General features: G+C 62.4%; 18 protein-coding genes and 1 tRNA gene. 14 read left to right on the top strand and 5 right to left on the bottom strand.

Annotation, left to right across the window (positions count from 1 at the left end):
• Positions 1 to 241: 241 nt before the first annotated feature.
• On the top strand, positions 242 to 685 hold the full coding sequence (locus tag BLT89_RS11315; RefSeq protein WP_090195232.1) for an Hsp20/alpha crystallin family protein: 444 nt from the start codon (positions 242 to 244) through the stop codon (positions 683 to 685).
• 87 nt (positions 686 to 772) lie between these two features.
• On the opposite strand, the gene BLT89_RS11310 is transcribed toward BLT89_RS11315, so the two are convergent.
• Complete coding sequence (locus BLT89_RS11310) at positions 773 to 2731, bottom strand: monovalent cation:proton antiporter family protein (RefSeq protein WP_090195230.1); 1959 nt, start codon at positions 2729 to 2731, stop codon at positions 773 to 775.
• 148 nt (positions 2732 to 2879) lie between these two features.
• Between BLT89_RS11310 and BLT89_RS11305 the strand changes: the two genes are divergently transcribed.
• Entirely contained in the window at positions 2880 to 3119 is a 240-nt protein-coding gene (locus tag BLT89_RS11305) for a glutaredoxin family protein (RefSeq protein ID WP_090195227.1), read from the top strand.
• Between the two features lie 16 nt (positions 3120 to 3135).
• On the opposite strand, the gene BLT89_RS11300 is transcribed toward BLT89_RS11305, so the two are convergent.
• Positions 3136 to 3735, bottom strand: a complete 600-nt coding sequence (locus BLT89_RS11300; RefSeq protein WP_090195225.1) for a TetR/AcrR family transcriptional regulator — start codon at positions 3733 to 3735, stop codon at positions 3136 to 3138.
• Between the two features lie 242 nt (positions 3736 to 3977).
• Here BLT89_RS11300 and BLT89_RS11295 point away from each other — a divergent pair, with 242 nt between their 5' ends.
• The 5 genes from BLT89_RS11295 (at position 3978) to BLT89_RS11275 (ending at position 9409) form a co-directional block, all read left to right on the top strand.
• A complete protein-coding gene (locus BLT89_RS11295; protein WP_090195222.1) occupies positions 3978 to 5057 on the top strand; it encodes an MBL fold metallo-hydrolase in 1080 nt (359 codons plus the stop codon).
• A 33-nt stretch (positions 5058 to 5090) separates the two neighbouring features.
• A complete protein-coding gene (locus BLT89_RS11290) occupies positions 5091 to 6746 on the top strand; it encodes a sulfatase (protein ID WP_090195220.1) in 1656 nt (551 codons plus the stop codon).
• Positions 6747 to 6762: 16 nt separating this feature from the next.
• Positions 6763 to 7170 (top strand): DUF1330 domain-containing protein, encoded by a 408-nt coding sequence (locus tag BLT89_RS11285; RefSeq protein WP_090195217.1) that lies wholly within the window; start codon positions 6763 to 6765, stop codon positions 7168 to 7170.
• A 209-nt stretch (positions 7171 to 7379) separates the two neighbouring features.
• Positions 7380 to 8678, top strand: a complete 1299-nt coding sequence (locus BLT89_RS11280) for a DsbA family protein (RefSeq protein WP_090195214.1) — start codon at positions 7380 to 7382, stop codon at positions 8676 to 8678.
• A gap of 356 nt (positions 8679 to 9034) precedes the next feature.
• A complete protein-coding gene (locus BLT89_RS11275) occupies positions 9035 to 9409 on the top strand; it encodes a hypothetical protein (protein ID WP_090195212.1) in 375 nt (124 codons plus the stop codon).
• Positions 9410 to 9499: 90 nt separating this feature from the next.
• On the opposite strand, the gene BLT89_RS11270 is transcribed toward BLT89_RS11275, so the two are convergent.
• Both BLT89_RS11270 and mobA read right to left on the bottom strand, forming a co-directional pair.
• Positions 9500 to 9576: transfer RNA gene (locus BLT89_RS11270), tRNA-Pro, on the bottom strand.
• A 67-nt stretch (positions 9577 to 9643) separates the two neighbouring features.
• On the bottom strand, positions 9644 to 10234 hold the full coding sequence (gene mobA / locus BLT89_RS11265) for a molybdenum cofactor guanylyltransferase MobA (protein ID WP_090195210.1): 591 nt from the start codon (positions 10232 to 10234) through the stop codon (positions 9644 to 9646).
• A 90-nt stretch (positions 10235 to 10324) separates the two neighbouring features.
• Between mobA and moaB the strand changes: the two genes are divergently transcribed.
• A complete protein-coding gene (moaB, locus tag BLT89_RS11260) occupies positions 10325 to 10864 on the top strand; it encodes a molybdenum cofactor biosynthesis protein B (RefSeq protein WP_090195207.1) in 540 nt (179 codons plus the stop codon).
• A gap of 3 nt (positions 10865 to 10867) precedes the next feature.
• Positions 10868 to 12085, top strand: a complete 1218-nt coding sequence (locus BLT89_RS11255; RefSeq protein WP_090195203.1) for a molybdopterin molybdotransferase MoeA — start codon at positions 10868 to 10870, stop codon at positions 12083 to 12085.
• 600 nt (positions 12086 to 12685) lie between these two features.
• Here BLT89_RS11255 and gliR read toward each other — a convergent pair.
• Positions 12686 to 13720 carry an AraC family transcriptional regulator GliR gene (gene gliR / locus BLT89_RS11250; RefSeq protein WP_090198958.1) on the bottom strand — a complete coding sequence of 345 codons (1035 nt, stop codon included), beginning with the start codon at positions 13718 to 13720 and terminating at the stop codon, positions 12686 to 12688.
• Between the two features lie 127 nt (positions 13721 to 13847).
• On the opposite strand from gliR, the gene BLT89_RS11245 reads away from it, so the two are divergent.
• The 5 genes from BLT89_RS11245 to BLT89_RS11225 all read left to right on the top strand — a co-directional run bounded on the left by BLT89_RS11245 (position 13848) and on the right by BLT89_RS11225 (position 20745).
• On the top strand, positions 13848 to 15446 hold the full coding sequence (locus BLT89_RS11245) for an FAD-binding oxidoreductase (RefSeq protein ID WP_090195200.1): 1599 nt from the start codon (positions 13848 to 13850) through the stop codon (positions 15444 to 15446).
• The gene (locus BLT89_RS11240; protein WP_090195197.1) at positions 15443 to 17023 is read left to right on the top strand and encodes a glycerol-3-phosphate dehydrogenase/oxidase; all 1581 of its coding nucleotides are present in this window, start codon (positions 15443 to 15445) and stop codon (positions 17021 to 17023) included. Before BLT89_RS11245 ends, BLT89_RS11240 begins: the two co-directional genes overlap by 4 nt.
• A 137-nt stretch (positions 17024 to 17160) precedes the next feature.
• Positions 17161 to 18720: an FGGY-family carbohydrate kinase gene (locus tag BLT89_RS11235; RefSeq protein ID WP_090195194.1), complete on the top strand. Its 1560-nt coding sequence runs from the start codon at positions 17161 to 17163 to the stop codon at positions 18718 to 18720.
• Between the two features lie 27 nt (positions 18721 to 18747).
• The gene (locus BLT89_RS11230; RefSeq protein ID WP_090195191.1) at positions 18748 to 19551 is read left to right on the top strand and encodes an MOSC domain-containing protein; all 804 of its coding nucleotides are present in this window, start codon (positions 18748 to 18750) and stop codon (positions 19549 to 19551) included.
• 213 nt (positions 19552 to 19764) lie between these two features.
• Positions 19765 to 20745, top strand: coding sequence for a zinc-dependent alcohol dehydrogenase family protein (locus BLT89_RS11225; RefSeq protein ID WP_090195189.1), 981 nt, complete (start codon positions 19765 to 19767; stop codon positions 20743 to 20745).
• Positions 20746 to 20912: the final 167 nt, after the last annotated feature.

The raw sequence follows: 20912 nt of genomic DNA, 5'->3' as shown, positions 1-20912 counted from the left end.
CCGTGACTAAACCATTTTGCGAGGAATTAGACTGTTAGACCTTGGTCGCTACTACTTTGGTAGTAAGCCCTGCGCGGCAAGTCAGGCAGGCCCCATGCACTTGGTCTGTGAGCCAGGCTGCACGCCCCAGACAGTGGCCGGGTGCGCTGCCGAAATAGTCAGATTTTTGATGCAGGTCAATACCTGCGGTGCCTGGCGCGGGATTATTGAGGTTCCATAAATCGCACAGGAGGGTTTTGTCATGTCTCTGATACGTTGGAATCCGGCTCGTGATCTGGAGGCTTTGCTGCAGCATTATCCGCTTGGTTTTTCCCGGGGCCTGTCACCGGCCAGCCAGGAGTTGCTGACGACCAGCGACTGGGCGCCGGTGGTAGATATCAGCGAAACGCCGGAGGCCTATCTGATCAGGGCCGAGCTGGCGGGAATGAAACGCGAGGACATCAAGGTCAAACTCGAGCAGGGTGTGCTTACCCTGCGTGGCGAACGGCGCCAGGAAAAGGAAGACAAGGACAACAAGCACCACCGTGTGGAACGCTTCTATGGCAGTTTTGCCAGATCCTTTACCTTGCCCGAAGATGCGGATGCCGAGCACATCAAGGCCGAGTACAGCGAAGGTCTGCTGACGCTCAGCCTGCCAAAGATGACGGTCAAGCCGACGCACACCCGGGAGATTGATATCCTCTAGGTCCGCGTGAAAAAGCAGGGGCGCCAGCGTTTCTTCGCGATGCGGGCGCCCCTTTTTTTCGTCAGTCGGTTCCGGGACTGTGCGGGTTCAGTTACCCGCCAGCAGACGCGCCTCGCCGGCTTCAATGGCATCGGCGCGTCCCGAGATCAGGATGGCGTCGCCTTCCTGCAGGATGCTGTCAAACGGGCTCATTTCTTCGCCATCCCGCCGCACCCCCTGCACCTCCAGGCCCAGGGACGTGAGTTCGTCCATCTGCAGCACTTTGCCGCAGGCATGGGCATCAGCCGGCAGACTGACGGCATGCAGCAGCGTGCGCGGCTTGCCCTGATTGTCCTGGGTTGTGGTCTGGGCGCCATGATAAAAGCCATGCAGCAACCGGTAGCGACTGCTGCGCGCTTCATACAGGCGCGTTTCAATCTTCTCTTTTGGCATGCCCAGCAACAGCATCGCGTGGGCTGCCAGCATCATGCTGGACTCGAGGGTTTCCGGTATCACTTCGGTCGCTCCGGCGGCCTGCAGTTCGGCCAGACGGCGGTCGTCACGCAAGCGCACGAGAATCGGTATGCGGGCATTCAGGCGCCGGGCGTTGGTCACGATATGCAGTGCCGCATCGGCTTTATCCACGGCCACCACCAGCAGGCTCGCTGCGGCAATATTCATCGCCTGCAGCATGTCGGGGCGCTGGGAGTCGCCATAGTGGGCGCTTTCCTCACCTGCGGCGGCTTCCTGAACCCGTACCGGATCGTCGTCCAGCGCCAGAAAGGGGATGCCCTCCAGTCGCAGAAAACGGCCGATGGACTGACCTACCCGACCGTAACCGCAGATCAGCACATGTTGCTGCAACGCCGCACCGGCAGCGGCAATCTCCTCGGTAGCGCTGGGTTTCTGCTCTTTTGCGCGCATCCGGGCTGCCAGTGCCGGGGCGCCACGCAAGAGCAGCGGGGTGAGCAGCATCGAGCAGAAGGTCACCGTCAGCAGCACGCTGACGGTTTCTGCATCGAGCAGTTTGTAGAGCACCAGCTGGCTGAGCAGGGCAAAGAAGAACTCGCCGCCTTGCGCCAGGGCAAAGGCGGTCCGCCAGGCGGTCTCGGTGGAGTCGCCGCGCAGCTTCACCAGTGCGGCGACCAGGCCGCCTTTGAGGCAGAGCAGCAGCAGGGTCAGGCCGAGGATCAGCAGGCCGTCACTGGCGAACAGGCGCAGATCGATGAGCATGCCGACGCTGACAAAGAACAGCCCGAGCAGGATGTCGCGGAACGGGCGGATATCCGCTTCGATCTGGTGGCGGTAATGGCTTTCCCCCAGCAGCATGCCGGCGAGAAACGCGCCCAGTGCCATCGACAGACCGAGGGCGTGGGTCACCCAGGCGGTAAGCATGACAATTACCAGAGCCAGCAGCACGAACAGCTCGGGTGAGCGGGCTCTGGCTACTTCGTGGAACAGCTTAGGCAGAAACCAGCGGCTGGTGATCCGCAGTACGGCAAACAGCAGGACAGTCTTGCCGAGGGTCATCGGCAGGGCGATATACCAGGCTTCGTCGGACTGCCCGGCGGCCACCGGCAGCAGGGTCAGCAGCAGAACGGCGACCAGATCCTGAAAGATCAGAACGGCAATTGCATTGCGCCCGTGCGGGCTGAAAATCTCGCCCAGGGAGAACAGTTCCTTGCTGACAATCGCCGTCGAGGACAAGGCCAGGCCGCTGCCGAGAATCGCTGCCAGCAGCAAGTCGATGCCAAAGGCATAGAGGATGCCGGTCAGTACCAGCGCGCAGCTGAGTACCTGCAGGCTGCCCAGACCGAATACCAGATTGCGCATGGCCAGCATGCGCGGCAGCGAGAATTCCAGGCCCAGGGTGAACAGCAGGAACACCACACCCATTTCCGACAGGTACGGCTGATCGGTGGAGAAGTTGTTGATCCAGCCAAAGGCGCTGGGCCCACAGAGCAGGCCGACACACAGGTAACCGAGGATCGGTGGCAGGCCAATCCGGTGGAAAATGGAAATAACTGCCAGCGAGGCAGTCAGGATAAATAACAGATTGGTAAACAAGTCATATCCTCGCGCTGATGCGGCAAAGCATGCCCAGAGCCTGGTTCTGCGTCCAGCAATAGTATTGAAGGCACGGCGTTACCGTTTTACGAAGGCCTTACCCGTGCTGCTAGACTTTGTTGATGATGAACTTTGCAGGTTTGTATGCATGCTTCCGGAATGTCAGCTGCTCGGTACCCTGGGTTGCCACTTGTGTGAAGTGGCCGAGGCAGTGTTGCTGCCCTTTGTCGAACATGGCCTGCTGGTCGAATTGATCGACATTGCCGAGCAGGAAAGCCAGGTGGAAAGTTATGGCTTGCGGATTCCGGTATTGCGCAGGCTCGACAATGCGGCAGAGCTGGATTGGCCGTTTGATGGCGATCAGGTCGCGGTCTTTTTGCGCGACTGAGCTCCACTCACATCAGTCAGTCCTTGAACGAAGCCGTCAGCGCGCGGCTGGCGACCAGTATGGCCTGTCTGGCAGTGGCAAGGTCCAGCCCCTGCTCCTGACGCATCTGGTACCAGGCGGTAACACTTAACAACAGATTCAGCGCGGCCAGAGTTGCCTGGTCTTCGATGACTGATTGCGGCAGCACGCGCAGTAGCGAGGCTTTCTGCAGCTCCATCATGCTTTGCTGGTTGGCCTGCAGGTAGGGTGACTGGTGGCGCAGGGCGGTGGTGGCGGTATAGAACGGCAGGATGGTTTCGTAGAGCCGGGCACGGCGATCAACGGCTTCCTCCAGACGGCCGCGCCAGTCGCTGGCGGCAAAGGGCGTGCTGAGCAGGGGGATGATCTGCTGCAGGATTTCCGTATTGATTTCGCGATACAGGCTTTCCATGTCATCGAAATGCCGGAATACCGTGCGTAGTGCGACCCGGGCGCGCAGGGCAACCTGTTCGGCAGTCGGTGCGATGGTGCCTTCGCGCACCAGTTCGATCATCGCTGCGACCAGTTTGCTGCGGTTGGCCTGACCACGGGCGCGGCGGCCATCGATTGGAGAGTCCGGTCCTTCAGTGGCTTTCATCAGCGCTTCTCTGGATATAAGCGAATATCAAGTAGTGATATTCAGGACGCCATTGTAGCTTTGCGTCCATGCCACTGTCAGGGGTATAGTGACATTCATAGTGACATAATCTTCATGCTGCTATTTTCCCCTGTAGGCCTTTATACAGTTTTGCCGCGTGGGCTTTCGCCCACCGCAACTGTTTCAGGGCTTGAGCGGAACAGGGCCGTGAGCAGACTGGCAGTGAGCGCGAGGGAGTGGTTATGACAGGTAAAAGAATTTTCACCGGGTTGCTGGCCGTGGCCGTACTTGCCGCTGCTGCGGCGTATCACTGGCGTGCTCCGTTGAGTGTCGCAGTGGTGCAGAAGGTCATGGCCAAGCGCTTTGCCGACAAGCCGCTGCAGGATCTGCCAGACGGCCTGTATGCCGGATTGTGCGGTTCCGGCTCGCCCTTCCCGGATGCCCAGCGCGGTTCGCCCTGCACCCTGGTGATAGCCGGCCAGCGCCTGTTCGTTTTCGATACAGGCAGCAGTGCCTCGACCAATATTGCCCGTATGGGTTTCGATCTGGGTAGCATCGAGGGGGTGTTCCTTACGCATTTTCATTCCGACCATATCGGCGGTCTGGGCGATGTGATGCTCAATCGCTGGGTTGCCGGCGCCAACAAAAAACCACTGCCGGTGTACGGAACTATGGGCGTCAAGGCAGTAGTGGGTGGTTTCATGCAGGCCTATTACCTGGACCACCTGTATCGCATTGCTCACCATGGTGAGCAGATCATTCCGCCTGACGGCTTTGGCGGCACAGCGCTGGCTTTCAGTACACCGCGTGGGCAGCAGAGCGTAAAGATCATTGATGAGCCGGATCTGACTATCGAAGCCTTCAGCGTTGACCATTCACCAATCCATCCGGCGGTTGGCTACAAGGTGCGCTACAAGGACCGTACGCTGGTGATCAGTGGTGATACCAGGCAGTCGCCTGCTGTTTTGCGCGAAGCCAAAGGTGCTGATCTGCTGATTCACGAAGCGCTGGCCAGTGATCTGGTCGGGATGATGAGCACGGTGGCGGCGGAGTCAGGACGTGCCAATCTGGCGCAGATCTTCATCGACATCCAGAACTATCACACCACGCCCGAGCAGGCGGCAGAAACCGCCCGCGATGCCGGAGTGGGTTACCTGCTGCTGACGCATATCGTGCCGCCGCTGCCAATACCGGGGCTGGAAACAGCCTTCCTCGGTGATTCGGCGGCTATCTATCCAGGGCCGATCCGCGTAGGTCAGGATGGCGATTTTGTCAGCATGCCGGCAGGCAGCAAGGACATAACCCTGAGCAATCGCCTGTAAGCGGCGCGTTTCGAACTGATTGGGAGCAGCAAGATGAAAAAACTGGTCTGGGGCCTGGCGCTAACCCTGTTGGTGCTAACGGCGGGATTCTTCGCTGCCGGCGGCAAGCAAGGTGTGATCCTGCTGTTCGTCAAACTTGTGATGCACACCGAAGCGGCACCGAACCAGCCGGTTACCTGGCAGCAGGCGCCTGCGCCGGCTGCCGGCAGCGACAAGCGGCCACCGAATATCCTGCTGATCGTCGCCGATGATCTGGGCTACAACGACATCAGTCTCAACGGTGGTGGAGTGGCCGGTGATGCAGTGCCGACGCCGAATATCAATTCGATCGCGCAAAACGGCATCAACTTCTCCGGTGGCTATGCCGGCAACGCCACCTGCTCGCCGTCCCGCGCGGCGATGCTCACCGGTCGCTATCCGACCCGTTTCGGCTTCGAGTTCACCTCGGTGCCGATGACCTTTTCCAAAGTGATAGTCGGTGCCAAGAGCAAGGGCCTGCATCCGGCGATTTATCATGGTGAGCGGGAAGCAGCGATGCCGTCGTTCGAATCGCAGGGGGTGCCGACCAGCGAGATCAGCATGGCCAGACTGCTCAAACAGGCTGACTACCACACCATTCATCTGGGCAAGTGGCATATGGGCGAAAACGCCAGCATGGGCCCGAATGCTCACGGCTTTGACGAGACGCTGGGTTTTCTGCAGGGCGGCATGATGTTCCTCGAGGCGGATGACCCAGACGTGGTCAACGCCCAGCAGGACTTCGATCCGATCGATTCGTTTCTCTGGGCGGCAGCACCTTTTGGCGTCAGCTACAACAACAGCAAGCCGTTCAAGCCGGCGTCCTATGTCACCGATTACTTTACCGATGAAGCGCTGCAGGCGATCAAGGCCAACAAGGATCGCCCGTTCTTCATGTATCTGGCTTACAACGCCCCGCACACGCCACTGCAGGCGACCCGCGAGGATTACGATGCACTGCCGCAAATCAAGGACCACACCCGTCGCGTGTATGCCGCGATGATCCGCAATCTCGACCGAAATATCGGCCGGGTGCTGAGCGAGCTGAAGGCGCAGGGGCTGGAGGACAACACCCTGGTGATTTTCACCAGCGACAACGGCGGTGCCAACTACATCGGTCTGGACGATCTGAACAAGCCCTACCGCGGCTGGAAGGCGACTTTCTTCGAGGGTGGTACGCGGGTGCCGTTCTTCATGCAATGGCCCGGCGTGATCCCGGCGGGCAGCACCTTCAGCGAACCGGTCAGCCACTTCGATCTGTTTGCCACTGCGGCCGGAGTGGCCGGTGTGCCGGTGCCTACGGACCGCGTGATAGACGGTGTCGATCTGCTGCCGTATGCGCTGGGAACCAGGCAGGGCCGCCCCCACGAAGACCTGTTCTGGCGTTCCGGTGTCTATCAGGGGGTGCGTTCGGGCGACTGGAAACTGCAGGTCAACCCGACCCGTGGCAAGGTCTGGTTATACGATCTGGCTGCCGATCCAACCGAGCAACATGACCTGGCCGCTGCCCAGCCTGAGCGCGTCAAGCAATTGCAGGCGAAACTGGCTGCCTTCAACAGTGAGCAAGCCGAATCACTCTGGCCGTCCCTGCTGGAAGCGCCGATCCTGATCGACAAACCACTGAACCGGCCACAAACCGCAGACGATGAATTTATCTACTGGTCCAACTGAGGCGAGGCTGAAAACCATGATTACCCCATCAATTGATCCAACCCGCGCAACCATCAAGCAGTTTGCCGAGTCATTTCCTGCGGATACCCCGGTGGTCATGCTCAATCTGCTGCGCTTTCGCGAGCAGGCCGCCTATGCCGATGCCAGCGTGCCGCCTTGCAGCGGGCGCCAGGCCTATGCGCAATACTCGACGCTGATCGAGCCGATCCTGGCGGCAGCGGGTGGCACTGTGCTGTGGGCGGGGAAAGCCCATGCCGCGCTGATTGCCCCGGACGGCGAACAGTGGGACGAGGTATTGCTGGTGCAGTATCCGGCCAGGGAAGCCTTTCTCGGCATGATCACTTCGCCGGCTTACAAGGCCATCGTGCATCACCGCACGGCGGCGCTGGCCGATTCACGGCTGGTGCCAAGCGTGCCGCTTTAAGCAGTGAATGATTTGCGCAGGCAGTTGTGGGAGCAACTGTGGGAGCGGCGACTCGCCGCGAAAAAGCCAAAAGCTCGCGCCGGGGTCGGCGCTCCCACAGGGGCGGTGCAAGCAGTTGCAGGGTGGGCTGAAGCCCACCCTGCAAATTTTACCCAACAGGTAACTGGGCAAAACCAAACATACCAGGCAGTTATCCGGGAGCGAATCCGATGAAAGCAGCCATAGGCACCGCGATATCCAGCGTGCTGACCAGTCCGGCCCTGCGCGATGGCCGGCGTCTGCTGGCATCCGCCAGGCGTCGCCTGAGCGGTGCTGCTGCACAGGTACATTATTTTCATCAGGCCGATGACCCCTACAGTCATCTGCTGGTGCAGCTGCTGCCGCGCCTGCTGGAGCGTTACCGGATAGAGTTGCAGGTGCATCTGGTGCCTGCCCCCGAAGACAGCGCGGCACCGGATCGGGTGCGTTTGCAGTGCTGGTCACGCAGTGATGCGGCGCAGCTGGCGGCGCACGCCGGGCTGGATTTCACTGACCGCGGCGGGCAACCGCTGGCGGAGCGTCAGGCAACGGCCGAAGCCTTGCTGGCTGCAGCCCTGGAGCATGGCCGCTTTGTGCACAACGCACCGCGCATCAGTGAATGGCTGTGGGCGGCGCAGGACGAACTGCCCCTGGGCCTTGAGCCGCTGCCCGCTGCTGAAGTAGCGCGTTTGTTCGAGGAAGGGGCCGCGCTGCGCAAGCGCCTGGGGCACTATCTGGGCGGCACGCTGTACTTTGAAAGCGAATGGTTCTGGGGGCTGGATCGTCTGGATTACCTGCAGGAGCGCCTGCAGCAGGCCGGCCTCAACCGTGGCGCTGATGTTTCATCGCTGGCCGGCCTGCCGCAGGTGAGATGCACATTGCAGCCGCGCAATGGCCAGCGCCCGCAGCTGTATTTCTACTGCTCGTTGCGCAGCCCCTATACCTATCTGGCCGCCAGGCGTATCCGCCTGCTGGCCGAGCACTATGGCGCTGATCTGCAACTGCGTCCGGTGATGCCGATGGTCATGCGCGGCTTGCCGGTGCCGCTGGAAAAGCGCCTGTATATCGTGCGCGACAGCAAGCGCATTGCCGAGCACTTCGGCCTGCCGTTCGGCAGGATTGCCGACCCGGTCGGACGGCCCACCGAGCGCGGCCTGGCGCTGCTGTTTCAGGCGCTGCAGGTGGGCAAGGGCAGTGCCTTTGCCGAATCCTTCCTGCAAGGCGTGTGGGCCGAAGGTATCGATGCCGGCAGCGATGCGGGACTACTGAAGATTGCCCGGCGCGCCGGGCTGGATCAGGCCTTTGTCGATGCGGCGCTGGCCGATCAGGGCTGGCGTGCCCAGGCCGAAGCCAATCGCGAGGAAATGCTCGGGCTGGGTTTGTGGGGTGTGCCCTCGTTCCGGGTTGACCAACGCCCGGCGCACTGGGGTCAGGACCGCCTGTGGCTGATCGAGGAAGACCTGATCGAAGCTACGGGCGCACACAGTTGATTCAGCACGAATCAATCATGCAAGCAGCGCTGTTGTAGGAGCGGGCTGGCCCGCGAAAGGAAACTCTCCAATCGGCTGCGTGTCAGAAAATGCCGATTCGCGGGCCAGCCCGCTCCTGCAGATAACACCACCGGCTCAGCCATCTGGCTGATCCGTAAAAATGCGTAACATATTGATTTAATTATTTTATTTAGATTATTTCGGCACAGTAAAAAGCCTGCCGAACGTCGCTCCGGGTATCTGCCAGGGGCTGCTTTCGACTATCCTTGCAGTTGTGCAGGCAATTTACCTTTGCCTGTGTTGTTGGCTTTCCTTGCCCTGGCGCCCGGGGCGTCACCTCGACAGGAGTTCATGCCATGCTCGGGAAAATGCTCTCGACCGGCTTCAACCTCGCCACCATGCCGGCCCGTCTGGCTTATCGCAGCGTGCGTGCGGTGGCCATGACGCCGGCAGAATTCAGCGAACTGATGAATGAATTGCGTGGCGCTTCCGATGACGTGATGCAGGAAATCCAGCAGATCATGGCCAGCGTGGATGACGAAATGGGCCGCAAGACCGCGCACCTGAGCAACGAACAGAAGCAGCAGGCCGCCTTGCTGGCGTTGGACGCCGCCGAAAAACACCTGAGCATGGCTGCGGTGAACATCCTGCGTGCTCTGTGGCTAGCGATGAACTCCGACCCGCAACTACCGCCAGCCCGCCGTGGCGAGACCATCGAGCACCGGCGCTAAAGTAGAAAACAGGCAGAAACGCAAAAGCCCGCCATGACGCGGGCTTTTTGTTGTTGGGCCGACAGCCATGGGTGGCGGCAAACCGGGAATTGGTCGGAGCGACAGGATTCGAACCTGCGACCTTCTCGTCCCGAACGAGACGCGCTACCAAGCTGCGCTACGCTCCGAAATCTGGCCGGCATTTTTACCGATGGATTAGGCCTTTTCAAGCACCTGGCCGCAGGATTTTGTTGCTCAATCCGTTTGCTGCCGGGTTTGCTCCAGCAGACTCGGGGTGTTCAGGTTGGCCAGTCGCGGGTCATCCTGCGGGCAATCCAGCGTGCGGGCTGCGGCGGCGCGCAGGAAGCTCAGCGGGCTGCGCTGGCCGGCGGCCCAGGCTTGTTCCAGCGCCTCCAGAAGTTGCACCGGCCAGAGGCTGAACAGCGGCTGCCATTGTTCGCCCTGACGCAAGACTACCGGGCGCTCCCCGGCTTCGTGTAACAGGCTGTGCAGCAGTTCGCGGTCGATCAGCGGCGCATCGCAGGGCAGTACCAGCAAGTGTGAATGGCGGGCGCTGCGCAAGCCGGCACGAATGCCTGCCAGCGGGCCGGGAAAGTCATTCTGCGCATCGCTGACCAGTTGGTCGGCAAAGCGGGCGTAGGTTGGCTGGTTGCGGTTGCAGGAAATGATCAGATCGTCAGTCAGCGGTCGAACCTGCTCGTGCAGCCAGGCGATCAACGGTTTGCCATGCCAGTCCAGCAGGCCCTTGTCGGCGCCGCCCATGCGTTGCCCGCGGCCACCGGCCAGCAGCAGGATTGAACAGGCGAATGAGGGTTTTTCCGGCATAAATGCTCTGCGTCAAGGATGTCCCAAGGGCCTGTGATATAACACCGGCCTGTTTTTATCTCAAATTTTCAGCTCAACAGGATGCTTCAGATGAAACATAAAGCGGACGCTGTTTTCGTGCCCCTGGCGATCGCCGTGCTGACCGTCAGCGACACCCGTACCTTCGAGAACGACACTTCCGGCCAGTTGCTGGTGGATCGCCTGACCGCAGTCGGTCACCAGCTGGCCCAGCGGGTGCTGCTCAAGGACGATCTGTACAAGATACGGGCGCAGGTGGCGCAGTGGATTGCCGAAGATAACGTGCAGGTGGTGATCATCACCGGTGGTACCGGTTTTACCGCACGTGACAGCACCCCGGAAGCCGTAGCCTGCCTGCTGGACAAGCAGGTGGATGGCTTTGGCGAGCTGTTCCGGCAGATTTCCTTTGCTGATATCGGCACCTCGACCATCCAGTCGCGGGCGCTGGCCGGGCTGGCCAACGGCACGCTGGTGTGCTGCCTGCCGGGTTCGACCAATGCCTGTCGCACGGCCTGGGACGGCATCCTCGCCGAGCAGCTGGATTCACGGCATGGCCCGTGCAACTTCGTTGCGCACCTGACCTCGGTAGCTGCCTGCGAAAGCCGGGGTTGAACCATGAGTGATTGCTGCGCACAGCCGGGTCTGCTGCCGGTCGAGACAGCCCTGCAACGTTTGCTGGAACTGGCGGCTGAAGCGCCGCAGGGGCAAGTCGAGACGCTGCCGCTGGCGGCTGCCGATGGCCGCGTGCTGGCGGAAAACATCGTGGCTGGCCTCGACCTGCCGCCATGGGACAACAGTGCTATGGACGGTTACGCCCTGCGCCTGGCCGACTGGAGCGGCGAACCGCTGGCGATCAGCCAGCGCATTTTTGCCGGCAGTGCACCTGCGCCGCTGACGGCGGGCAGCTGTGCGCGCATCTTTACCGGTGCACCGCTGCCCGAAGGTGCCGACTGTGTGGAAATGCAGGAGAATGTCGAGCTGCTGGACGATGGCCGGGTGCGTTTCAAGCAGGCGCTCAAGGCGCGCCAGCATATTCGTCCGCAGGGTCAGGAAACCCGGCGTGGCGAGCTGGTGCTGCAAGCCGGCACGCGGCTGACGCCGATCGAGCTGGGACTGATCGCATCGCTGGGGCTGGCCGAGGTCAAAGTCTGTAGTCGCTTGCGGGTGGCGGTGCTGTCCACCGGTGATGAGCTGATCGAGCCGGGCCAGCCGCTGGGCGCCGGGCAGATCTATAACAGCAACCGGCAGTTGCTGATCAGCTGGTTGCAGCGTCTGGGTTGCGAAGTGGTGGATGGCGGCATCCTGCCGGACGACCTGCCGGCAACCCGCGTGGCACTGGCGCAGTTGCTGGATGTCGGGCTGATTCTGTCGACCGGCGGGGTATCGGTCGGTGAGGCGGATTTCCTCGGCGCTGCCTTGCGCGAAGAAGGCCAGCTGGCGTTCTGGAAGCTGGCGATCAAGCCGGGCAAGCCGTTGACCTTCGGGCGTTTTCGCGGGGTGCCGGTGATCGGTCTGCCGGGCAATCCGGCTTCCACTCTGGTGACCTTCGGCATGCTGGCGCGGCCCTATATCCTCCGGCGTATGGGGGTGCAGCAAGTGGCACCACTGGGTTTCCAGGTACCGGCCGGGTTTGTCTGGAGCAAGGCCGGTAGCCGCCGCGAGTATCTGCGCGCCAAGCTGCAGGATGGCCGTGCGGTGCTCTATCCCAACCAGAGTTCCGGAGTGCTGCGTAGTGCGAGCTGGGCCGATGGCCTGGTCGAGGTGCTGGAAAACACCACGCTGGCGGAAGGCGAGGGCGTGCGTTTTATTCCGTTCAGCGAGTTGCTTGGCTGAATAGATAGCCTCTCAACAGAACCGGTCGGGTACTTGCTGTCCTTGTGGGAGGGCCGCTCCGGCCCGGGCTTTGTGGGTTACCGGTTGCACTTGGCGGGCTTTATCGCGGCGGGTCGCCGCTCCCACTGGGAGGGTGTGCAGCTTGGCTTCGGTTGTGGGTACTTCAGATTTTGCGGGAGGGTCGCCCCGGCCCGGGTTTTGTGGGTTGCCGGTTGCGCTTGGCTGGCTTTATCGCGGCGGGTCGCCGCTCCCACTGGGAGTGTGGTGCGGCTTGGCTTCGGCTGTGGCTGCATCAGATTTTGCGGGAGGGCCGATCCGGCCCGGGTTTTGTGGGTTGCCGGTTGCGCTTGGCTGGCTTTATCGCGGCGGGTCGCCGCTCCCACTGGGAGGGTGGTGCGGTTTGGCTTAGGCTGTGGCTGCATCAGATTTTGCGGGAGGGTCGCCCCGGCCCGGGCTTTGTGGATTATCGGGTGCGCTTGGCTGGCTTTATCGCGGCGGGTCGCCGCTCCCACTGGGAGTGTGGTGCGGCTTGGCTTCGGTTGTGGCTGCATCAGATTTTGTGGGAGGGCCGCCCCGGCCCGAGCTTGTCCATCCGCCAGTTCAGCCTTGGCCTGCACTTTCTTTGTGCTGTTCGCGGTATTCGCCAGGCGTCATGCCGGTCCAGTTCTTGAAGCTGCGATGGAACGAGCGTGGCTCGCTGAAGCCCAGATAGCTGGCGATATCCTGGATGGCCAGCTGGCTTTGCACCAGGTAATGCTCGGCCAGTTCGCGGCGCAGCTGATCGAGAATTTCCTGATAGCTGGTGCCGGCCTGTTGCAGATGACGTTGCAGGGTGCGTGCGGTCATGTGGAACTTCTCGGCAACCCGTTCCTTGCGCGGCAGGCCATCCTTGAGCAACAGGCGCAGGGCGTTGTGTACGCGCACCGGCAGGGGCTCGTCCTGATCCATGCCGGCCATCAGCGTCAGGGCATGCTCTTCCAGAGTGCGCAGCAGGTTGGCATCGGCCTGGCGTAGTGGAATCTGCAGGTAGTGCGGCGGGATCAGCAGGGCGTTGCACGGCTGGCCGAAGCGGATCGGGCAGCCAAAGATGGTTTGATAATCGACCAGTTCGGTGTTGGCGGGCTGGGCATGCTCGAACCACACGGCTGTGGGCGACAGCTGCGTATCTGCAATCCAGCGCGCATACAGCAGCCATGAAGCCAGCACGTCCTCGACCATGTGCCGGCGTACTTGCGGATTGTGGTGCCGGCAGCTCCAGATCAGGCGGACCTGATCCGCTTCAGCCTCGATGCGGCTGACGCCCATGTCACCCACCAGTTTTTCGTAGGGCACGATGCGGCTCATGGCTTCGCCAACCGTGGCGCAATTCATGGTGATATAACCGAGCACGCTCCACGAACCGGGCTGTACGAAATGCGCCGAGTGCAGCCCGAACAGCGGGTCGCCGGAAACCTTGAGCAGGTGAGCGAGCAGCTGCTCATGTTTCAGGCCGGGAATGCGCTGGCTATTGTCATGCATGTCAGCCGGCTCGATGCCGGCGGCGGCCAGTGCCGCAGTACAGTCCACACCCAGTTGCCCTGCATGGCGCAGGTACTTGAGTACGGCAGGCACGGAAGTAAAGCCGAGGTTATCCATGGGCATTTCGCGGGTGGCTGGCTTGATTGGCGACTAGAGCTGGCATCATTCGACAGTGACGGCAGGTGGCGGGGCGCTAGTATAGGCGGCGATCATTGGCGATCGAAACACAATAAGGGAGAGCAGCATGCGGCGTTGGAATGGTTGGGGTGAGGAAAGCACGGTAGTCGAACTGCCGGCGCACGGTGCTGGCTTTCTGGCCGAAAAGATCGGTACCGGCCAGGTATTGCCCGATGCCTCGCTGGAGCAGGTACTGGCACAGGTGCCGGCTTCGCGGCTGGGCGAGCCGCATGCCCTGATCAGTGTGGACGCCGAAGTGCGCGTGCGGCATGCCCGTGGCCAGAGCCTGCCGGACTGGCTGGCGGTACGCGAGGGGCGCTTCGAGGTATTTCCCGATGGCGTTGCCCTGCCGGAAAGCGCCGAGCAGATCCGCGAGTTGCTGACCTGGGCGCAGCAACAGGACGTGATCCTGATTCCCTACGGCGGCGGCACCTCGGTGGCCGGGCATATCAATCCGCAAGCCGGTGACAAGCCGGTGGTCACGTTGTCGCTGGAACGCATGAACAAGCTGCTCGAACTCGACGAGCAGAGCCTGATCGCTACCTTCGGCCCCGGCGCCAACGGCCCGCAGGTGGAGAGCCAGTTGCGCGCCCGGGGTTACACCCTCGGCCATTACCCACAGTCGTGGGAGCTGTCGACCCTCGGCGGCTGGGTCGCCAGCCGTTCCAGTGGCCAGCAATCGCTGCGTTACGGGCGCATCGAGCAACTGTTTGCCGGTGGTAGTGTGGAAACCTTTGCCGGCACGTTGACCATCCCGACCTTTCCCGCTTCGGCAGCGGGCCCCGATCTGCGTGAAATGCTGCTGGGTTCGGAAGGGCGCTTCGGGGTGATTTCCGAGGTGCGCGTGCGGGTCAGCAAACTGGCCGAGGCAGAAAATTTCTATGCCGTGTTCCTGCCCGACTGGCCGCGGGCGCTGCAGGCCATCCGCAGTCTGGTGCAGGCGCGGGTGCCGTTGTCGATGCTGCGCCTGTCGAACGCCGTGGAAACCGAAACCCAGCTGGCCCTGGCCGGCCACCCGGCACAGATCGCCTGGCTGGAGCGCTATCTGGCCCTGCGCGGCGCCGGAGACGGCAAGTGCATGATGACCTTCGGCGTGACCGGCAACCGTCAGCAGAATGCCCTGTCGCTGAAGCAGGCAAAGAAGCAGCTGAAAGGTTTTGGTGGCGTATTTACCGGCACCCTGCTGGGCAAGAAATGGGCAGAGGGGCGTTTTCGCTTCCCCTATCTGCGCCATGGTCTGTGGGAAGCCGGTTATGCGGTGGATACCCTGGAAACCTCGACCGACTGGTCAAATGTCGATGACCTGCTGAACAAGCTGGAACACAGCCTGCGCACGGCACTGGAGGATGAGGGCGAGCGGGTGCATGTGTTCACCCACCTGTCCCATGTGTATGGCCAGGGTTCGAGCATCTACACCAGCTATGCATTCCGCCCCGGCAGCAGCTATGCCACGGCTCTGGAGCGCTGGAAGAAGCTCAAGCACTCGGCCTGCCAGACCATCGTCAACAACCACGGTACCATCAGCCACCAGCACGGCGTCGGACGCGATCATGCGCCGTATCTGGCGGTGGAGAAGGGCGAGCTGGGTATTGCCGCGTTGCAGGCGCTGTCCACCCATTTCGACCCCGAGAAGCGTCTGGCACCCGGCGTGTTGCTGGTCAAATGAGCAAGCCGCAATGGAACGCTGCCTGGCGTGAACAGGCGCTGCCCGAACTGGCAGCGCGCGAGTGGGACCTGATTGTCGTCGGTGGCGGTATCAGCGGTGCCGGCATCCTGCGTGAGGCCGCGCGGCGTGGCTGGAGCTGCCTGCTACTGGAGCAGCGCGACTTTGCCTGGGGGACTTCCAGCCGCTCGTCGAAGATGGTGCATGGCGGCCTGCGCTATATCGCCAAGGGCCAGTTCGCGCTGACCCGCGACTCGGTACGCGAGCGCCAGCGCCTGCTCGAGGAAGCGCCGGGGCTGGTCGATCCGCTGAGTTTTCTGTTTCCGCACTATCAGGGTCAGTTTCCGGGGCCGCGCGTGTTTGGCGGCCTGCTGGCGGTGTATGACGCGCTGGCCGGCAAGCGCAACCATCTGTACTACCCGCTGCAACAGCTGCGCTACCTGCTGCCGGGGATCAGGGAACAGGGTCTGGCCGGTGCCACGCGCTTCTACGATGCGGTCACCGACGACGCGCGGCTGGTGCTGCGGGTGCTCGATGAAGCACGCAGCGATGGCGCTGAGGCGCTGAATGGCATGCAGGTGATCGAGCTGTTGCGCGACAACGGCGAGGTCTGCGGTCTGTTGGCCGAAGACCAGGAGTCCGGCCAGCGCTTCAGCTTCCGCAGCAAGGCAGTGGCGCAGGCGACCGGCGCCTGGGCCGATTCCTTGCGTAAAAAAACCGGGCCGGAACATATCCGCCCCTTGCGCGGCAGTCACTTGCTGCTGCCGCACTGGCGCTTGCCGGTGGCCCATGCGATCAGCTTTATGCACGCAACGGACCGGCGTCCGGTCTTCGTGTTTCCCTGGGAAGGCGCCACGGTGATCGGCACCACCGATCTCGATCACCGCGAGTCGCTGGATCAGGATGCGCGCATCAGCGCGGAAGAAGTGGATTACCTGCTGGCAGCCTGTGCCCAGCAGTTTCCATCGGCCAAAGTCGGCCGCGACGATGTGCTGTCGAGCTGGGCCGGGGTGCGGCCGGTGGTCAGTGATGGCGATGACAGCGGCAAGCCGTCGGATGAAAAGCGCGAGCACATGCTGTGGATCGAACCGGGTTGTGTGACCCTGGCCGGCGGCAAGCTGACCACCTTCCGCCTGCTGGCACTGGAGGTGCTGCAGGCCTGCGCCGGCTTTGTCGGCAAGCCGGTGGAGGATCGTGGTCAGGCGGTGTTTCGCCCGCTGGCAGCCGTTGAGCTGCCGGGGCTTTCAGCAAGCCAGCAGCGTCGCCTGCGCGGGCGGCATGGCCAGGCCCTGCCGCAGCTGGCGGCCTTGCTGGCGGAAATCGGCACGCAGCCGATTGGCAGCCTCGACACCCTGTGGGTCGAACTGGCGCAGGCCTGTGACAACGAACTGGTACTGCATCTGGATGACCTGTTGCTGCGGCGCACGCGTATCGGCCTGTTGCTGGCAGACGGTGCTGCCGCCGAATTGCCGCAAATCCGCGCCCTGTGCCAGCCACGGCTGGGCTGGAGCGATGTGCGCTGGGATGAAGAACAACAGGCCTATCTTGCACTGTGGCAGCGCTGTTACAGCCTGCCCTGATTAGTGTTGATGAAGGCCTGTAGGAGCGGGCTTGCCCGCGAAGGGATTACGCAGGGAACTTCGCGGGCAAGCCCGCTCCCACAAAAGCTAGCTCCTACCAAAGCTCTGCTGATGATTGCCATGAAAAGGACCGAATCTTGAACGACCAACCCTACCTGCTGGCCATCGACAACGGCACCCAGAGCGTGCGTGCGCTGCTGTTCGACTTGCAGGGCAATCTGCTCGGCAAGGGCAAGGTCGAGCTGGAAGCCTATTTCTCGACGCAACCCGGCTGGGCCGAACAGGACCCGGAATATTACTGGCGCTGCCTCGGCGAGGCCTGCCAGAAATTATGGGCGGCGACGGACATCGACCGCCGGCAGATTCGCGGGGTGTCGCTGACCACCCAGCGCGGCAGCCTGATCAACGTGGATGCCGCGGGCAAACCCTTGCGTCCGGCCATGCTCTGGCTCGACCAGCGCCGCGCCGAAGTACGTGACAGGATCAAGGGCCCCTGGGGCTGGCTGTTCAAACTGATCGGTGTAGAGCAGACCATCGACTACTTTCGCGCCCAGGCCGAGGCCAACTGGATCGCGCAGAACCAGCCGCAGATCTGGGCCAATACCCACAAGTTTCTGTTGCTCTCGGGTTTTCTCACCCATCGCCTGAGCGGGCGCTTTGCCGACTCGATCGGCAGTTGCGTGGGTTATCTGCCGTTCGACTACAAACGCCTGAAGTGGGCCAAACCGGGTGACTGGAAGTGGCAGGCGCTGCCGGTGCGGCCATCGATGCTGCCGGAGCTGGTCAAGCCGGGTGAACAGATTGGCGTTATCAGCGCCGCCGCCAGCGCCCACACCGGAATCCCCGAAGGCCTGCCGCTGATTGCCGCGGCCTCCGACAAGGCCTGTGAAGTGATCGGTTCCGGCGGTGTCGAGCCGAGCACCGCCTGCCTGTCCTACGGCACCACCGCCACCATCAACACCACGCGCAGCCGCTATCTGGAAACCATTCCGCTGATTCCACCGTACCCGGCAGCCATACCCGACCGCTACAACACCGAGGTGATGATCTTCCGTGGCTTCTGGATGGTCAGCTGGTTCAAGGAGCAGTTCGGCTACAGCGAACGGCAACGCGGTCTGGAACTGGGCGTGGCGGCGGAAACCCTGTTCGACGAGCTGGTCAACAGCGTGCCACCCGGTTCCATGGGCCTGATGCTGCAACCCTACTGGTCGCCGGGCATCCGCGAACCGGGGCTGGAAGCCAAGGGTTCGATCATCGGCTTTGGCGATGTGCACACCCGCGCTCACCTGTATCGCGCCATTCTCGAAGGCCTGGCCTACGCCCTGCGTGAAGGCAAGGAGAAGATCGAGAAGCGCTCCGGCACACCGATCACCCGTCTGCGCGTGTCCGGTGGCGGCTCGCAGAGCGATGCGGCGATGCAGCTGACGGCGGATATCTTCGGTCTGCCGGCGGAGCGCCCGCATGTCTATGAAACCTCCGGGCTGGGCGCGGCGATCGATTGCGCGGTGGGGCTGGGCCTGCATGCGGATTTCGAAACGGCGATCCATGCGATGACCCGGGTCGGGCAGGTGTTTCAGCCCAACCCGGAGGCGCAGGCGGTCTATCAGCGGCTCTATCGGGAGGTCTACCAGCCCATGTATGCTCGCCTGCAACCGCTTTACCGCAGTATCCGCGAGATTACCGGATACCCTGCCTGACACCTTTAACTGACCAAGGCCGGCTTCATGCTGCAACTGACCTCGCTGTACCGTTATCCGCTTAAATCCTGCGCCGCCGAGCCGCTGCAGCGTGCCGTCATCGACGAACTGGGGCTGCATGGTGACCGCCGCTGGATGGTGGTAGACAGCGCCAACGGACGTTTCCTGACCCAGCGCTTGCTGCCGCAACTGGGGCGCATTCGCGCCAGCTGGCAGGGCGACGATCTGCTGCTGGAAGCGCCCGGCATGTCTGCTTTGCAGGTGCTGCTGCCGGATGCGCAAAGCCCGCTGCGTGGAGTCACGGTGTGGAGCGACAGCCTGCAGGTGCCGGATGCCGGCGATGCGGCGGCGCGCTGGGTGAGTGATTACCTGCAGCGCGATTGCCGCCTGGTGCAGGTGCCCGCCGGGCGCGCCCGGCAAGTCGATACCCGCTATGCGCGGCCGGGTGAGAAGGTCGGTTTCGCCGATGGCTTTCCTTTGCTGCTGATCGGCCAGGCGTCGCTGGAGGATCTGTCGGCGCGGGTCGGGCGAGCGCTGGAGATGCTGCGCTTCCGGCCGAATCTGGTGGTGGCTGGTGCGCACGCCTATGCCGAAGACAGCTGGAAGCGCATCCGTATCGGTAGCCTGGAGCTGCGCGTGGTCAAGGGCTGCTCGCGCTGCATCATGACCACGCTGGATCCGCTGACCGGTGCACGCAGTGCCGACCGTGAACCGCTGCAGACCCTGAAGCGTTACCGCGAGCGTGATGGCGAGGTGTATTTCGGGCAGAACCTGATTGCCGAGGGCCAGGGTGTGCTGGAGTGCGGCATGCCGGTCGAGGTGCTTTTGTAGGGTGGGTTAGGCCAGCGGCCGTAAACCACCAACCGGCTGCGAGGTGGCAAGGCAATGCCTTTGGCATCGATGGTGGATACGCCGCTATGCGGCTAACCCACCCTACGGCTCTATTATCCCTTCTCCCCAGCCCTCTCCCGCGAGCGGGCGAGGGAGTGACTCATGCAACACTTAACTGCTACATAGTCTTTTTTGTCGAAGGATGGATTGAGCATGCTCAGAGTTGAATACCGCGAACGTGGCCCGGTGCCCCAGGATGTCCTTGAACTGGTCGAGTTCGATCTGCCACCACCGGCTGCCGGTGAAGTGATAGTCAAGGTGGTGGCGGCGACCATCAACCCGTCTGATCTGTTGTTGCTCACCGGCAAGTACGGCCAGCTGCCGCCGCTGCCGGCGCGTTGCGGCAATGAAGGTGTGGGGCGGGTCGAGACGCTGGGTGCCGGCGTTGATGAGCTGGCCGTCGGCCAGCTGGTATTGCTGCCGGTCGGTAGCGGCAGCTGGGCCAGCCATCTGCTGCTCAAAGCGGGGGATCTGGTGTGTCTGCCGGAAGAGGCTGATCACCAGCAATTGGCCATGCTCGCGGTGAACCCGGTATCAGCGGCGGTGCTGCTCGATCAGGGACCGGACCTGCAAGCTGGCGACTGGCTGATCCAGAACGCCGCCAACTCGGCGATTGGCGCCTGCATCATCCAGCTGGCCAAGGCGCGCGGATTACAGACCATCAATCTGGTACGCCGCGAATCCGCGGTGGCCGAAGTGCGTGCCGCCGGCGCCGAGCATGTGCTGGTGGATGGTGACAAGCTGCCGGAGCGGGTGCGCGAGATCACCGGTGGCGCACCACTACGCTTCGCCCTCGATGCGCTGGCGGGCGCGGCCAGTGAGCAGCTGGCCAATTGCCTGAGTGACGGCGGGCTGGTGCTCAACCACGGCATGATGAGCGGCGAGAACTGCCAGCTGTCACCGCGCAACCTGGCGTTTCGCCAGATCACCCTGCGCGGTTACTGGGTCGGCAGCTGGTTCGCCAGCAGTACCCGTGAGGCGCGTGAGCAGCTGTTCGGCCAGTTGGCCGCGGCCATTGTCAGCGGCGAGCTGCACATGCCGGTGGCCGCCACCTATCCGCTGACGCAGGTGAAGGAAGCAGTGGCTGCAGCCGTCGCAGGGGAACGTTCGGGAAAGATATTGCTGCTGCCATGAGTAAACTTCGCTGTGCTAGATCACTTGGTCGTGCCCAGGTTCTGCGTGGGCACGTAGGCCAAGACGCGCTAGCGTCGATCCGATGAATCCTGTGCGGCTGTTGTCCGGATTGGTAATCGGGTGTGGTTCTTCAACAATTTCGCCTGACTGATTGACGTATTTTTCTG

The organism is Pseudomonas pohangensis (assembly GCF_900105995.1).
Classification (GTDB): Bacteria; Pseudomonadota; Gammaproteobacteria; order Pseudomonadales; family Pseudomonadaceae; genus Aquipseudomonas; species Aquipseudomonas pohangensis.
Note: the sequence above shows the minus strand (reverse complement) of the source record. Positions and strands in the feature narration are given on the sequence as shown.

Excerpts from the sequence above, each read along its gene's own strand:
- BLT89_RS11315 (WP_090195232.1), top strand. The coding sequence starts at position 242 with ATGTCTCTGATACGTTGGAATCCGGCTCGTGATCTGGAGGCTTTGCTG.
- BLT89_RS11305 (WP_090195227.1), top strand. The coding sequence starts at position 2,880 with ATGCTTCCGGAATGTCAGCTGCTCGGTACCCTGGGTTGCCACTTGTGT.
- BLT89_RS11300 (WP_090195225.1), bottom strand. The coding sequence starts at position 3,735 with ATGAAAGCCACTGAAGGACCGGACTCTCCAATCGATGGCCGCCGCGCC.
- BLT89_RS11295 (WP_090195222.1), top strand. The coding sequence starts at position 3,978 with ATGACAGGTAAAAGAATTTTCACCGGGTTGCTGGCCGTGGCCGTACTT.
- BLT89_RS11290 (WP_090195220.1), top strand. The coding sequence starts at position 5,091 with ATGAAAAAACTGGTCTGGGGCCTGGCGCTAACCCTGTTGGTGCTAACG.
- BLT89_RS11285 (WP_090195217.1), top strand. The coding sequence starts at position 6,763 with ATGATTACCCCATCAATTGATCCAACCCGCGCAACCATCAAGCAGTTT.
- BLT89_RS11280 (WP_090195214.1), top strand. The coding sequence starts at position 7,380 with ATGAAAGCAGCCATAGGCACCGCGATATCCAGCGTGCTGACCAGTCCG.
- BLT89_RS11275 (WP_090195212.1), top strand. The coding sequence starts at position 9,035 with ATGCTCGGGAAAATGCTCTCGACCGGCTTCAACCTCGCCACCATGCCG.
- mobA (WP_090195210.1), bottom strand. The coding sequence starts at position 10,234 with ATGCCGGAAAAACCCTCATTCGCCTGTTCAATCCTGCTGCTGGCCGGT.
- moaB (WP_090195207.1), top strand. The coding sequence starts at position 10,325 with ATGAAACATAAAGCGGACGCTGTTTTCGTGCCCCTGGCGATCGCCGTG.
- BLT89_RS11255 (WP_090195203.1), top strand. The coding sequence starts at position 10,868 with ATGAGTGATTGCTGCGCACAGCCGGGTCTGCTGCCGGTCGAGACAGCC.
- gliR (WP_090198958.1), bottom strand. The coding sequence starts at position 13,720 with ATGGATAACCTCGGCTTTACTTCCGTGCCTGCCGTACTCAAGTACCTG.
- BLT89_RS11245 (WP_090195200.1), top strand. The coding sequence starts at position 13,848 with ATGCGGCGTTGGAATGGTTGGGGTGAGGAAAGCACGGTAGTCGAACTG.
- BLT89_RS11240 (WP_090195197.1), top strand. The coding sequence starts at position 15,443 with ATGAGCAAGCCGCAATGGAACGCTGCCTGGCGTGAACAGGCGCTGCCC.
- BLT89_RS11230 (WP_090195191.1), top strand. The coding sequence starts at position 18,748 with ATGCTGCAACTGACCTCGCTGTACCGTTATCCGCTTAAATCCTGCGCC.
- BLT89_RS11225 (WP_090195189.1), top strand. The coding sequence starts at position 19,765 with ATGCTCAGAGTTGAATACCGCGAACGTGGCCCGGTGCCCCAGGATGTC.